Below are 13,447 nucleotides of genomic sequence, written 5' to 3' on the forward strand. Positions count from 1 at the left end.
CTGCCATTTGTTTTCATCTAAAAAAACCAACTTCATCCTCTTTCCTCTATAAATTATTCTCTCTATCCTAACATAAGATCAACACGACCTAGCCACTCGCCTCAAGGCTTTCTTACGGCGGTTTGACCCTTTCTGCTTGCGGGATAAAGACCGCTGCAGCCTCTCCAGCCGCTTTTGGGCGCGGCGGTAATACTGGGGCACTGGGACGGACTCCCCTGTATCGGTCACCAAAAAGGAGTCCAGCCCCATGTCGATCCCTATCGTGTTCTCTGATGTTGGCGAATCGGGGGTTAATTCAGGGACAGACGCATCTTGCAGGCTTAATGTCACATACCACCCATCAGCCTTACGGGTGATGGTGGCAGTCTTGATAGCAAACCCGTCAGGCAAAGGACGGTGTTGAATCAGTTTTACTGCTCCGATTTTGGGCAGATGAATGAACTTCCCCTGAAGGCAGTCCTGCTTCATCTGGGGAAAGGTGAAGGAATGATACCGGCCCGCCCCTTTGAATCTCGGCCTTCCTGCTCTCTTGCCGTTACGGTCGCCTTTCAGCCAGCGGTCGAATGCTTTATGCACTCGCTCTATGCAGTTTTGCAGGACTTGCGAATGGATTGCTTGGTATTCGGGGAACCTTGCTTTGGTATTCACCAAGTCCCGTTTTTGGGAGTAGAAATCAGGCCTGTCTCTCAGCTCAGGCAAATGACAGATTAAGGGGCAAGCGTTTATATCACAGCGGTTTTGCTCCCACCAGTTAAACCGCTCTGCCAACCGATAGTTGTACTGCTTGAGCAACAGCTCCAGCCATTGCTCCATCAGAACAACTTGACTGGGGGTAGGCCGCAGACGGTACTGATAGGCAGTCCTCATCTTAAGCATGCTCAGAAACCGCTACACTGATTATAGCGCCAGCAGAGATTAGCTAGCTCGCCGGGAAGCCCCGCACTCTCTGCAACAGCAGGAGGGTCGGGATGAAAGGCGGATATATTCTGTACTATAATCAACATGGTTGTACAAAACGGCGTTGCCGGAATCTGGTGCAACTACGCGGTTGGGCATCCCGTGTCTGCTCGCAGAGGGTTCTTGCAGTAGCTCCCCGATGAAGCGAGAAGCCCACGCTGTACCTGTAAGGTCAGTGATGGGAGTATGTCACCAGCCATGAAGCATGATTTCGTTTCCAGCGGCAGAGCTGTATCTGATTTGAAGGCACATTTGGTCTTAACCACCAAGTACCGTCGCAAGGTATTTACCGGCGAAATGCTGCAGCGATTACATGGATTCATGTATGACCTCTGCCGAAAGTGGGGCTGTAAACTTATTGAGTTCAACGGCGAGGCAGACCATGTTCATCTGCTGTTCCAGTACTATCCGCAGATAGATCTGTCCAAATTGGTAAACAACATCAAATCCGTCTCTAGTCGCAGGATGAGAAGCGAGTTTGCGGACTACATCAGCAAGATATACCGAAAAAATGTGCCATGGAACGAGTCTTATTTCATCGCTTCATGCGGTGGGGTAACAGTCTCGGTATTGCGCCAGTACATTGAAAACCAAGGTACTCCCGCCTCTCATCCCGACCCAAGCGCTCCGCGCCGCTAGCGCGTTCGCTTCAGCGGGCCGTAGGCCATACGTCCTGCGGACAGAGGGCGGGGCTTCTCGGCGATTTAGCTAAAAAAGTGTTAGGGACAGAGGGTTTTTGTTGATTGGGTTGCCGTTGGCGTTGTTAGGACGAAGTTCTTTGTAAGGTGCTTTGGGCTGAGGTTAACCACAATGTTGCGACTGTACGGGATCCCAACCTCCGGAAATTGCTACAAAGTGGAATTGCTCCTCAAGCAATTGGGGATCCCCTATGAGACGGTTGAAGTCAACTCCAGGGCCGGAGAAAACCGCCGCCCCGAGTACCTGGCCAAAAACCCCCTGGGCCAGATCCCGGCTTTGGAACTGGAAGATGGAACGGTCTTGGCCGAGTCCGCCGCGATCTTGGTCTACCTGGCAGAAGACACCCCCCTCTACGGCCAAAACAAGTTGGAACGGGCTGAGATTTTGAAGTGGTTGCTTTTTGAACAAACCTGCATTGCCCGCTACATCGCCACCACTCGCTTCTGGGTACGGGCCGGCCAAGCAGAGGCCCATGCTGACCTGATCGCCCAGAACTTGAAATCTGGAACAGAGGCCTTGGAGATCATGGAAGGCCACCTGCAGGGGAAAGCATTTTTTGTGGGCAACCGCTACACCATCGCCGATCTCGCCCTTTTCACCTACACCCATGTGGCGGAGCAGGGCGGGTTTGACCTCAAGCCCTTTCCTCAGATCCGAGCCTGGTGTCAGCGGGTGAAAGCCACCGACCGCTTCTTCCCCCTCCCCGGAGCCTAGAACGCCTTCCGCTAGTTGCTGGCTCCCTCCATGCCCTCTAGCAACTGGCCCAGATACCAAATCTCGACCTCGCTGGCCACATCTCCCTCAGCCAAGAAGGGCGTGCCATCTTGAAAGTTGAGCGGCCCCTTGAAGAGCTGAATGCTGCCATTCCCCAAGCCGGCGATGAACTCCTCCAACTTAGCCCTATCTTCTGGCTCCAGGGCTTCTCCCATGATGAACCCTGCCGAAGACGTGTCCGGGTTGTTGATATCCGACCAGTCGATGGGCGGACGCAAGAATTGGCTCTCGAAGGTGCCCGCACGAGCCGCCTCGATCAATTGCTTGTATCCTGGCCCCCAGTTGTAGTAGGAAACCCCCAGGCAAATTTCGGGCGCAAAGTTACAACCGCTGGCCAGGCCGTAGTGGGTGTAGCGCACTCGCTTTCCGGCCTCAGCAGCCCGTTTGCCTTGCACCGCCGCCTCCGGTGTATCCAACCCTGACATCACCACATCAAAGCCGCCGTTGTAAAAGTCATCGGCAACCTTGCTCGGATCCAAAGTGACCCCTGGAATGTTAAACCAAAAGCCAATCCAGGTCACTCGGAATTGCAACTCCTCGGGACGATCCCGGTAAGTTTCCCAGCAGTATTTGGCCCCCAAGTAAGCAGCAGCAGCGTAACGGCGGGTTTCGTCGTTGATCAGAGGCCCCAACAGGCCAATTTTGCCGGTTTCGGATCCCAGAGCCGCGGCACATCCGGCCACCATGCGCATCGCTTCCATCTGGGGCATGATGTTGGCCAAGTTGGGCAGATCGATGTAATTTTTCCCTTCCTTCCAGGCCATGTCCCCAGAAGCATGGATAACCGCAATCTCGGGATGCTTGCGGGCCGTTTCAATCGCGTCGTCTTTGTGGTCATCAGAAGTAAAGATGATAACCTTGGCCCCTCGGGCGATCATGTCATCCGCCACCTGGGAGGCGCGCACATTGGGCCGATCCGCTGGGTTCACCTTATCCAGGTAATCAAACTCGACACCGGGCAACTTGGCCTTGACGTATTCGCTGCCCTCCACATGCGCCTGGCTCCAGCCGCCATCCTGCATCGGCCCCACCAGCACCATGCCCACTTTGAAGGTCTCCTGCGCCGTTGTGGGGGTGGATCCCAGTAGAGCGGCGACTGCCAGGCCAATAGCCCAGCCTCTCGAGGGAGAAAAAGCGCGGGTAAGATTCCAGTTCACAGGCAGCTCCAACAGAACAGGGATCCAAAGCCGGAAGACTACATCCATCATCGGGATCCCGCTGCAGATCGCTGTATCTGAGAATACAAAAAGGCGCTTGGCAAACGACGTGGAAGCCAGCAGGGGCTCAGGGAGAAATTTATCGTTCCTTCAGTTCCCGCTGAATCTCCCGCTGGGTTTGCCGCTCTTTGATGGCTTGTCGCTTGTCGTGGAGCTTTTTGCCACGGGCTACGCCCAGATGGGCTTTGATCCAGCCGCGGTTGAGCACCAGCTTGAGGGGAACCACGGTCAGGCCCTTTTGTTCCACCAAGCCCCGTAGGCGGTCGATCTCGCGGCGGTGCAGCAGCAACTTGCGGCGGCGGGTAGGGTCGTGGTTAAACACTTTGCTGGCGGTGTCATGGGGGGAGATGTGCAGATTGTGCAGCCATGCTTCCCCATCCCGAAAGAGGGCAAAAGCGTCTTGCAGGTTGGCTTTGCCCGCTCGTATCGATTTCACCTCTGTGCCGGTCAGTTGGATCCCGGCCTCATAGGTCTCCAAGATGTCGTACTCGAAGCGGGCGCGACGGTTGTCAACCAGGGTTTTGACGTTGGGATCCACAGCCATAGGCTTTCAGTAGACCAGAGGGCCTAACGAGAGGTCAGGGATCTCTCCAATTTTCGCACCGCCCGCCCAACCAAGCGCTCGGATTTGCCGCGCCAGAGAAAGCGAATGGGGGTACCGGTAAAGTCCAGGTTTTGCCGGAAGTGCTTTTCCAGGAAGCGGCGGTAGTTATCCTTAAACAAATCGGGATCGTTGACAAACAGAACAAAGGTGGGGGGCCGATCCGCCACCTGGGTGCCGTAGTAAATTCTGCCCTGCTTGCCCTGGCGGTTGGTGGGGGGCGATTGCCAGGCAAGAGCATCCTGGAGCACTTCGTTGACCACAGCGGTGGGAACCCGTTTGCGGTGGGCGGCCACCACGGTATTTACCTGCTCAAAGATTTTGTGGGTGCGTTGCCCGGTGAGGGCGCTGACAAACAGGAGCGGCGCCCATTCGATAAAGTAAAGCCTGTCGCGAATTTCGCGGGTAAAGTCGTTGATAGTATAGGTGTCTTTGTTTTCTACCGCATCCCACTTGTTGACCACGATGACACAGGCGCGGCCCTCTTCTTCGATGCGCCCGGCCAGCCTCTGATCCTGTTCGGTAACCCCCTCCAAAGCATCGATCACCAGCAGCACTGCATCCGAGCGCTGGATGGCCTTGAAGGCCCGGTTGATGCTGAAGAACTCAATGCCGTACTGCACGCGGTTTTTTTTGCGGATGCCGGCGGTATCGATGAGGCGATAGGGCTGCCCTTCCCAGGTGACCACGGTGTCGATGGCATCGCGGGTGGTGCCGGAAATGGGGCTGACGATGGCCCGCTCGGATCCCACCAGGCGATTGAGCAGGCTGGATTTGCCCACGTTGGGCCGCCCCACAATCGAGACGGCGATGGGATCCGGCTCGCCTGCGGCTTCTGCGGTCACTTCGGGCAAGTGAGCCAGCACCGCCTCCAACAGCTCGGCTACCCCATTGCCATGAATGCCGGAACAGGGGATCGGATCCCCCAGCCCCAGCTCCCAAAAGGCTGCTGCCTGAGCCAGGCCCATCTGCCCCGACTCGCACTTGTTTACGGCCACCACCACCGGCAGGGGTTGTTTGCGCAGCCAATCGGCCACTTCTACATCGGCGGGTGTCAGTCCCTCTCGGCCATCCACCACGAAGATCACGGCTTGGGCCTCGGCCATGGCTGCCATCGCTTGCTGGCGAATGTGGGGCAGAAATTCGCTGTCGTCGCCAAAAACCAGGCCGCCGGTATCCACCACCCGCAAGCGGCGCCCGTTCCACTCCACCTCCTGGTACAGACGATCCCGGGTCACGCCGGGCTCATCGTGCACAATGGCCGAACGCACCCCCGCCATGCGGTTGACGAGGGTGGATTTGCCCACGTTGGGGCGGCCCACAATGGCCACAAGAGGTAGGGGCACTGTTGGCTCGTCGATAACTTGGGATATCTATCCTAGCTGTTCGGGATCCCGGATGCCCAAAGCCGCCAATCTCGATCATTGCTTTGGATGCAGGTCTGGCGGTAAGTTAGGTACCTATCCTCCCATCAGGCACCGGCTGTGCCCCTTCCCCATTCTTGCCATGAACCGCGCTCTCGTTCCCGCCCAGCGGCTGAACAAGCTGCCCGCCTATGTCTTCGCCCGCTTGGATGAGCTGAAGGCCCGCGCCCGCCAGCAGGGGTTGGATTTGATCGATCTGGGCATGGGCAACCCCGATGGTCCCACCCCACAGCCGGTGGTGGAGGCGGCGCAGGCGGCCATTGCGGATCCCGCCCACCACGGCTACCCGCCCTTTGAGGGCACGGCCAGCTTCCGCCAGGCGATCACGGATTGGTACTGGCGCCGCTACGGGGTGGAGCTGGATCCCAATGGAGAGGCGCTGCCTTTGCTGGGATCCAAAGAGGGGCTGACCCACCTGGCTCTGGCCTATGTGGATCCCGGAGATCTGGTGTTGGTGCCCAGCCCTGCCTATCCAGCCCATTTTCGCGGCCCCATGATTGCCGGCGGGCAGATCTACCCGATGATGCTGCGCCCGCAGAAGGGGTGGTTGATCGATCTGCAAGAAATACCGCCGGAAGTGGCCCAGCAAGCGCGGGTGCTCTACTTTAACTACCCCAATAACCCGACGGCGGCAGTTGCGCCCCGCTCTTTTTTTGAGGAGGTGGTGGAGTTTGCCCGCCGCTACGATCTCATCCTGGTGCACGACCTGTGCTATGCCGAGCTGGCTTTTGACGGCTACCGGCCCACCAGCCTGCTGCAGATCCCAGGCGCCAAGGACTTGGCAGTGGAGTTCCACACCCTCTCCAAAACCTACAACATGGCCGGCTGGCGGGTGGGATTTGTGGTGGGCAATCGCCAGATCATCCAGAGCTTGCGCACCCTGAAAACCAATCTCGACTACGGCATTTTTGCCGCCATCCAAAAGGCCGCCGAAACTGCCCTGCGCCTGCCGGATAGCTACCTGGAGCAGGTACAAGAGCGCTACCGCCGCCGGCGCGACTATCTGATCGGCCGCCTAGCGGAGTTGGGCTGGCGGATCGAGCCGCCACGGGCGACGATGTATCTCTGGATCCCTACCCCCCGCGCTGCCGACGGCACCCCTGAGGGATCGACGGAGTTTGCCCTGCGGGTGCTGGAATCTACAGGCGTGGTCGTAACCCCCGGCAGCGCTTTTGGAGAGGGAGGAGAGGGCTACGTGCGGATTAGCCTAATTGCCGATTGCGAGCGCATAGGTCAGGCTATCGATCGCTGGGCGGAAGCTGGGATCCGCTACTGCTGAGCCTCAGTCTTGCGGGAGTTGGTACTGCTCCACAATCCGCCGGGCAAAGGGGGGCACGTGCTGCTCCAACTTCTGGGGATAGTGGCGGCGCACATAGAGGTAGTTGCGGGTGAAGTGGGAATCGATGGAAAAACGGGCATATTCCAAACCGCGTGGCCCAAACCGCTCGATCACCGCCCCCATGATCTGGGCCAACCACATCGGTAGGGTCAGGGCTTGATCGTAGGCAGGGATCCCCTGCTGCACTGCCGCCCTCCGGGATCCCTGCGAGATCACCGGTTGGGTTTCCAGCTCCTCCCAGACTAAGTCCAACAGCTCTTGCCCCCGCTGATTGCGCACCAGCAGCCACTGCCAGCCCAAGGGGGATCCCATGTAGCCCACCACCAGATCTGCCAGAGCATTCACATAGTCAAAACAACTGAGGCAGGAGGGGGCAAACACGTCCTTGAGTTCTTTGGTCTTGAGGCCGAAGAAGGGCACCTTTTCCACCGAGCCATCTTCGTGTTTGAAGTGGATGTGGAAGTCTTGCATAAACTCGTAGTGCACCACCGTCTGTGGGGAGCGGCTGGTGGTTTCTAGAAACTTTTGCAGCCCGGCACGGCTGACATTGTCCACACAGGGCGTGCCCAACACGTACAGCTTCTCCAGGCCCAGTTTTTTTTCCACCGCCCGCAAAGCCTGAATTTGGCAGCCCACCCCGATCACCAATAGGCGCTTGAGGCCGCTTTGCTCCACTTGCTCCAGCACCGACAAATTGGGGGACAGGGTTGGTTTATTGACCCGCGCCGCCAAGACCGCTTCGGGGGTACGTGCCAAGATGGGCCGGGGCTGAAAACGATCCTGGGCATCCGCCTGCACGCACACCACCCCTTCCACCAAGCCGCTGGTGAGGGCCTTCATGCCAATGCTGCTGACGATGCCCGTCCACTGGGCACCAGGGATCGGATCCCGTTTGCGGGCCGTAAACATTGCCTCGTAGACACCGAAGTAATCGGTATCGGTGACGGCGAGGGATCCTGAGCGCAGCGATTCCCGGGATCGCCCGTGGGTCTGTTCTTCCAACTGGGTCAGTTGCTGGTTCAAGAAGGCACAGGCTTCTCTGACCTGGGCCACGTAGCGGGTATCGCAAAGGCCACACTGGCTGCACAGCTCTTTGGCCGGATAGTGGCCGGAACGGATGGGCCGGGCTGGACGCGGTGAACGGGATCCCATGATCTCTGCTTACTGGGTCTTTCGAGGCTTCCGATTTGATCTCTTCCTTGAAGATGCAGGCACCCTTTTCAGTTTGCGGCCAAAACGGCAGACGGTGGCAAAAAGCTTCAAGGGATCCCTGGCCAAGGAGGGCAAAATCCCAGAGCCTCTATGAATCGCTGTAGCGTTCTTCTGCCCAGGGTTCACCGCGCATGTGGTAGCCGTTGCGCTCCCAAAAGCCCGGCTGATCTTGGGGGAGAAACTCCAGGCCGCCGATCCACTTGGCACTTTTCCAGGCGTACAGGTGAGGGATCAAAGTGCGCACCGGCCCACCGTGATCTACCGGGAGCGGCTGGCCTTCCAGGGTGTGAACCAGGTAGTTTTCGGGGCGGATGAACTCCTCCAGAGTCAGGTTGGTGGTGTAGCCACCATAACAGTGTTGCATCACCGCCTTGGCCTCAGGAGCGATGGATACTGCCTGCAACACGTCCGGGATCCGCACCCCTGTCCAAGTCACATCCAACTTTGACCAGCGGGTAACACAATGAAAATCGGCGGTGAACGTATGTTGGGGCAAGGCCAGCAGATCCTCCCAGGTGAGCACTACTTCTTTTTCCACGGATCCCCAAATGCGCAGCCGCCATTCTTCTGGCCGGATCACCGGCGTATCGCCGTAGGTGAGCACCGGAAAGCCCCGCGCCAAATGCTGCCCAGGGGGTAGCCGACCCGACAAGGGATCCTCTCCTGCCAATTTTTGAAAAAACTTACCCACCATGGTTATTCTGCTCTGCAAGCGCTGCTACCACCCTATCTCCAATCGGGCTGAGGAGAGAGAGTTCCTGAGTCGCTAAGCAAGAGGACTCCGAAAAAGGAGAGGAATCATAGCGGTTTTTTGCCCAGACCACTTTCTATCGCCCAGCGGGCCAGTTCTGTGCGGTTGTGCAGGCCGGTTTTGCCCAGCATGTTGCTGACGTGGCTCTCAACGGTGCGCTGGCTCACCCCAAGAACTTCGGCAATCTCGCGGTTGGACAGGCCCCTGGCCACGTACTGGATCACCTTGGTTTCCGTTGGCGTAAGTTCAATTTCCCGATCCAGTTTTATGACCGGCTGAATGCCCACATTCTGCACTTGTAACAGGCGCTCGGTATGTCTGAGAGAAGACTCCACCTGCGCCACCAATTCTTCCGGCTCAAAGGGCTTGACCATGTAAACATCTGCCCCTGTGGTCAGGCCGCGCACCCGATCCGCCGTCTGCCCACGCGCCGACAGAAAAATCACGGGGATCCAGTCTGTAGCACTGTTGGAGCGAATGGTTTCCACAAAGGTGTAGCCATCCATCTCTGGCATCATCACATCGCAGATGATCAGGTCTGGAGTGAACTGGCGCATTGCTTCCAACCCCTCCAGACCGTTGCTCGCCGCCACCACCTCATAGCCGCGAAACTCCAGGTAATCCTTAGCCAGAAGGATCAAGTTCGGATCGTCATCGATGAGCAACAGTCGCTTTGGATTGTCCACGGCTAACCTTGCGAGTGCTAAAAAGCACTAAGAAACTTCGGGGGAGAGCTTTCTGTTTCGATGACCTTCACGGAAGGGAAACAACCCCTGAATGCTACCTTCTTGGTTGCTAGATCAGTCAGCGATCCATGATAACTGTGCCCTACCCCTAGCATCTAGGATATCACACATGGAAGTGAAAATACATGTCCGGGAAACACTGGCAACAGTATCTCTACGCAATTTAGGAGCCCTAGTTGGTAACCTCATCCCACGAACTTGGCAGAACTTGCCTGTGCCTTGGAATCGCAGTGTCCAATACATGGCCGTAATCTACCTTGTATCTCGTATGTCTATATGTCATAAACCTATATACCTAAGTACCCATGTGTCGAATGTCTGTTAACCGTTCAAGTGGCCGTATGCCTTCTGGCGCGGGTCTCCACATAGGCAGGCGGGCAGAGCTGGTGGAGAATAGAAGAGAGCCTGCGATCTAACAACAGCCGACATAAGGAGAACGGGTGGAAAAGGGCACACTGGTGGAGTTTCGTTACAATAACGACCGTGTGTTGGCAGTGGTTCAGGGCACTGAGGGTAAGAAGAACCTACTGCTGGGGGTGCCCTCTGGGCAGGTTCACAGTGTTCACCCTCGCCAGATTACCTTTGCTTTGAACGGGGGATCCAGCTTCACGGCTTCCGACATTCCCGGCTTTTGGCAGGCGGTGCAGGCAAAGTTGGATCCCGAAAGTTTGGCGTTGGCCTGGGAACTGGTGCAGGAGGAGCGTCAGCCCCTGAGCTTGGCGGAGATGGCTCGGCTGTTGTTTTCTGATGATTCCCCGGTCTCCACCTATGCCGCCTACCGCCTCTTGAGCGAGGATCGCACCTACTTCAAGCAAAAGGGGGAGAGCTACGAACCCCGCACTCCGGCTCAGGTGAAGGAGATCCTCCATCAAATGGCCGTCGCCCAACAACGGCAGCAGGAACAAGCAGAGTTTGAGGCCCACCTGCGGGAGGCTCTGGCTCATCCCGGCCAAGGGTATCCCTGGACTCCTGCCGAGCGGGCCCGCCTGGAGGTGCTGGAACGCCTGGCCTTACAGGGAGCGGCGGCAGCCATTCGCAGCCACGAGGATCTCTCTTCCAATCTCAACCCGTCGGATCGGGAACGGGCCTCGCAACTGCTGGAGCTGATGGGGTTTCCTGACACTCCGCAGGGGGCCTTTGAGGCTTTGGTGGCTCTGGGGCTGTGGAGCCGCCACGAGAACCTGGCCCTGCGCCTCACCGGGATCCCAACCCAGTTCCCGAAGGCGGTGGAGCGATACACCCAAGCCCTGCTCAGCCAGCCTCCCTCTTTCTGGGATCCCCACCTGCGGCAGGATCTCACCCACCTCCACACCTACACCATCGATGATGCCAGCACCCGCGACATTGACGATGCCCTCAGCGTCGAGTTTTGGTCGGATGACGCGGTGAAGCTCTGGATCCACATCGCTGATCCCAGTTGTTGGGTGCAGTGGGGGGATCCCCTTGATTTGGAAGCCCGCAAGCGTGGCACCAGCGTCTATTTGCCGGAGCGGGTGATCCCGATGTTCCCGCCGGAGTTGTCCACCGGCCCGATGAGCTTGGTGCAGGGAGAGGTGCGGCCTGCCCTTAGCTTTGGCATTCTACTGGGATCCGACGGCCAGATCCGCGATTCCAAGATTTGCCTCAGCCAGATCAAAGTCACCTACCGCCTCACCTACGAAGATGCCGATGAAATGTTGGAGTTGGGGGCAGAGGCTCAACTGACAGCCATTGCCCGGGCAGCCCAGTGGCGTTATGCCTGGCGGATGGCTCAAGGGGCAATCCAAATTGGCTTGCCCGAGCAAGATATCAAGGTCATCGACGAGATCCCCCACCTCCGGGTAATCGAGGATACGCCGGCGCGGCAGATGGTGGCGGAAATGATGGTGCTCACCGGCGAGGTGGCGGCTCGCTTCGCCAGCCAAAATGGGATCCCGGTACCCTATCGTCTGCAGCCGGCTCCCGACTTACCTCCTCCCGAAGTGCTGGATAGGTATCCCCAGGGGCCAGTTCGGTCTTTTGCCATCATGCGCTGTCTATCGCGGGCGGAAGTAGCCACCCAGCCGGGGCGACATACAGGGCTGGGTCTCGATGCCTACTGTCAGGTTACCTCCCCGATTCGGCGCTACCTGGATTTGGTGGCCCATTACCAGATCAAGGCCTTTTTGCGCGGGGATCCCTTGCCGTTGACGGAGGCGGATGTGCAGCAGCTGCTGCTGGGGATTGAGCCGGGCACCGCTGAGGCCAACCAGGTGGAGCGGAAATCCAAGCGCTATTGGAGCATCGAATACCTGCGCCTGCGACCGGGGCAAATTTGGCGGGCCTTGGTCTTGGGCTACCTGCGCGAGCAGGAAAACTTGGTGTTGGCCATGCTGGATGAGATTGCCTTTCGGGTGCCGGTACACCTAGAACGCCAAACTCCTCTGGGGGCTTGGATCGAGTTGGAAGTTGTGCAGGCGGATCCCCGTGCGGATGTGATCGAGCTGCGCGAGGTGGGACGAGAGGCTGCCATGGGCGGATAGATATGCCTTGACCTGTCGCTCACCCAATCTGCGTGGATAGCTGATACAACAGAGGGGGGAAGTCTCAGAAGTCTGGATCGTGAATTTTCTTTAGGGGGGATCCCATGACTGCACGACCTTCCGGCCCACCTCCAATCGTTTACATTCTTTTGTTCGCGATACTGGGAGGCGGCGGCTGGTATGTCTATCGTTCCGGCCTGTTGGACTCATTCCTGAATAGAGAGAACACGCCTCCTATCCCCAGCCAGATTCCAGCTGCCCGGCCCCAAGCCCCAACAGCGCCCAACCCCCCTCAGGCCCAGGTACCCAACCCGCCTGCCAACGCCGTTAATCTGGATACTTCTCTGCCCAACCCAGCAGTGCTCCAGATGGATGGCAGCGTCACGATGATCCGGCTCGTCTTGGCCCTGAAGGGAGGCTACACCCAGCGCAACCCCGGCATTCCCCTCACCTATGGGATCCCGGATGGCAAGCCCAATGGATCCAATGCCGGCCTGAAGGCCCTGATGGAAGGTCGCATCCAGATGGCCGCTAGCTCCCGCCCCCTCAATGCCAGCGAAGTGCAGGCGGGTCTACAGGCGATCCCGGTGGCCAAAGATGCCCTGGCGGTGGCGGTGGGGGTGAACAACCCCTACAAAGGAGGACTGACGCTGCAGCAATTGGCCGATATCTTCCAGGGTCGGATCACCAATTGGAGCCAGGTGGGCGGCCCGGATCGGCGGATTCGGGTCCTCAATCGCGCCCCCCAGAGCGGCACCTACAGCGTTTTCCAAGAGCTGGTGTTATTGGGGTCGCCCTTTGCCCCGGATGGGCCGAACTTCATCACTGCCAAAGAAGATGCTACCACCCCTCTCCTGCGGGCTTTGGGAGAAGATGGCATCACCTACAGCACTGTCGATCAGGTGCAAAACCAGCAAACGGTGCGGATTGTGCCCATCGACGGCCAGATGCCCACCCGTGAGGCCATCCAGAGGGGCAGCTACCCCTTGGCGCGGAATGTGTTTTTGGTGGCACCTCAGAGGACTAGCCCTGTGGTGGCCGATTTCATCAACTACGCGCTCTCGGATCAAGGCCAGCAAATCATTGGCCGCACTGAGTTCATCCCCCTCCGATAGCAACCCAAAAATAGCATGTAAACTACCCGACCCTGACTGCTTCGCAGTACAGGGCGGGCTTAAGGCCTCCGGCCCGCTGGCGCGAACGGTAGCCCTGCAGTTGGCAAGCCA

General features: G+C 58.2%; 11 protein-coding genes and 1 pseudogene. 5 read left to right on the forward strand and 7 right to left on the reverse strand.

The window, feature by feature from the left end:
- Window positions 1-84: 84 nt before the first annotated feature.
- Window positions 85-867 (reverse strand): annotated as a pseudogene (locus tag ACVWYZ_RS13675) (RNA-guided endonuclease InsQ/TnpB family protein); the annotation flags it as partial.
- Window positions 868-1,155: 288 nt separating this feature from the next.
- Between ACVWYZ_RS13675 and tnpA the strand changes: the two are divergent.
- Together tnpA and ACVWYZ_RS13685 are read left to right on the forward strand one after the other, a co-directional pair.
- Entirely contained in the window at window positions 1,156-1,596 is a 441-nt protein-coding gene (gene tnpA, locus ACVWYZ_RS13680; RefSeq protein ID WP_414350393.1) for an IS200/IS605 family transposase, read from the forward strand.
- 171 nt (window positions 1,597-1,767) lie between these two features.
- On the forward strand, window positions 1,768-2,370 hold the full coding sequence (locus ACVWYZ_RS13685; protein WP_457467365.1) for a glutathione S-transferase family protein: 603 nt from the start codon (window positions 1,768-1,770) through the stop codon (window positions 2,368-2,370).
- Between the two features lie 11 nt (window positions 2,371-2,381).
- On the opposite strand, the gene ACVWYZ_RS13690 is transcribed toward ACVWYZ_RS13685, so the two are convergent.
- The 3 genes from ACVWYZ_RS13690 to der all read right to left on the reverse strand — a co-directional run bounded on the left by ACVWYZ_RS13690 (window position 2,382) and on the right by der (window position 5,594).
- On the reverse strand, window positions 2,382-3,635 hold the full coding sequence (locus tag ACVWYZ_RS13690; protein WP_414417117.1) for a BMP family lipoprotein: 1,254 nt from the start codon (window positions 3,633-3,635) through the stop codon (window positions 2,382-2,384).
- Between the two features lie 91 nt (window positions 3,636-3,726).
- Window positions 3,727-4,191: an SsrA-binding protein SmpB gene (smpB, locus tag ACVWYZ_RS13695; RefSeq protein WP_011432891.1), complete on the reverse strand. Its 465-nt coding sequence runs from the start codon at window positions 4,189-4,191 to the stop codon at window positions 3,727-3,729.
- Window positions 4,192-4,214: 23 nt separating this feature from the next.
- Window positions 4,215-5,594, reverse strand: coding sequence for a ribosome biogenesis GTPase Der (gene der, locus ACVWYZ_RS13700; RefSeq protein ID WP_457467366.1), 1,380 nt, complete (start codon window positions 5,592-5,594; stop codon window positions 4,215-4,217).
- Window positions 5,595-5,754: 160 nt separating this feature from the next.
- On the opposite strand from der, the gene ACVWYZ_RS13705 reads away from it, so the two are divergent.
- A complete protein-coding gene (locus ACVWYZ_RS13705) occupies window positions 5,755-6,951 on the forward strand; it encodes an aspartate aminotransferase (protein ID WP_414415961.1) in 1,197 nt (398 codons plus the stop codon).
- Window positions 6,952-6,954: 3 nt separating this feature from the next.
- On the opposite strand, the gene ACVWYZ_RS13710 is transcribed toward ACVWYZ_RS13705, so the two are convergent.
- The 3 genes from ACVWYZ_RS13710 to ACVWYZ_RS13720 form a co-directional block, all read right to left on the reverse strand.
- On the reverse strand, window positions 6,955-8,163 hold the full coding sequence (locus tag ACVWYZ_RS13710; RefSeq protein WP_457467367.1) for a Coenzyme F420 hydrogenase/dehydrogenase, beta subunit C-terminal domain: 1,209 nt from the start codon (window positions 8,161-8,163) through the stop codon (window positions 6,955-6,957).
- A 148-nt stretch (window positions 8,164-8,311) separates the two neighbouring features.
- Complete coding sequence (locus ACVWYZ_RS13715) at window positions 8,312-8,917, reverse strand: sulfite oxidase-like oxidoreductase (protein WP_414374616.1); 606 nt, start codon at window positions 8,915-8,917, stop codon at window positions 8,312-8,314.
- Window positions 8,918-9,021: 104 nt separating this feature from the next.
- On the reverse strand, window positions 9,022-9,660 hold the full coding sequence (locus ACVWYZ_RS13720) for a response regulator transcription factor (RefSeq protein WP_457467368.1): 639 nt from the start codon (window positions 9,658-9,660) through the stop codon (window positions 9,022-9,024).
- 500 nt (window positions 9,661-10,160) lie between these two features.
- On the opposite strand from ACVWYZ_RS13720, the gene ACVWYZ_RS13725 reads away from it, so the two are divergent.
- A complete protein-coding gene (locus tag ACVWYZ_RS13725; protein WP_457467369.1) occupies window positions 10,161-12,221 on the forward strand; it encodes a ribonuclease catalytic domain-containing protein in 2,061 nt (686 codons plus the stop codon).
- A 104-nt stretch (window positions 12,222-12,325) separates the two neighbouring features.
- Window positions 12,326-13,336 (forward strand): phosphate ABC transporter substrate-binding protein, encoded by a 1,011-nt coding sequence (locus ACVWYZ_RS13730; RefSeq protein WP_457467370.1) that lies wholly within the window; start codon window positions 12,326-12,328, stop codon window positions 13,334-13,336.
- The last annotated feature ends 111 nt before the right edge of the window (window positions 13,337-13,447 follow it).

This window comes from Thermostichus sp. MS-CIW-37 (assembly GCF_054060065.1).

What these genes read in the sequence shown, in the direction of transcription:
- ACVWYZ_RS13690 (WP_414417117.1), bottom strand. Translation starts at nt 3,635, where the DNA reads ATGGATGTAGTCTTCCGGCTTTGGATCCCTGTTCTGTTGGAGCTGCCT.
- ACVWYZ_RS13705 (WP_414415961.1), top strand. Translation starts at nt 5,755, where the DNA reads ATGAACCGCGCTCTCGTTCCCGCCCAGCGGCTGAACAAGCTGCCCGCC.
- ACVWYZ_RS13715 (WP_414374616.1), bottom strand. Translation starts at nt 8,917, where the DNA reads ATGGTGGGTAAGTTTTTTCAAAAATTGGCAGGAGAGGATCCCTTGTCG.
- ACVWYZ_RS13685 (WP_457467365.1), top strand. Translation starts at nt 1,768, where the DNA reads ATGTTGCGACTGTACGGGATCCCAACCTCCGGAAATTGCTACAAAGTG.
- ACVWYZ_RS13710 (WP_457467367.1), bottom strand. Translation starts at nt 8,163, where the DNA reads ATGGGATCCCGTTCACCGCGTCCAGCCCGGCCCATCCGTTCCGGCCAC.
- smpB (WP_011432891.1), bottom strand. Translation starts at nt 4,191, where the DNA reads ATGGCTGTGGATCCCAACGTCAAAACCCTGGTTGACAACCGTCGCGCC.
- ACVWYZ_RS13730 (WP_457467370.1), top strand. Translation starts at nt 12,326, where the DNA reads ATGACTGCACGACCTTCCGGCCCACCTCCAATCGTTTACATTCTTTTG.
- tnpA (WP_414350393.1), top strand. Translation starts at nt 1,156, where the DNA reads ATGAAGCATGATTTCGTTTCCAGCGGCAGAGCTGTATCTGATTTGAAG.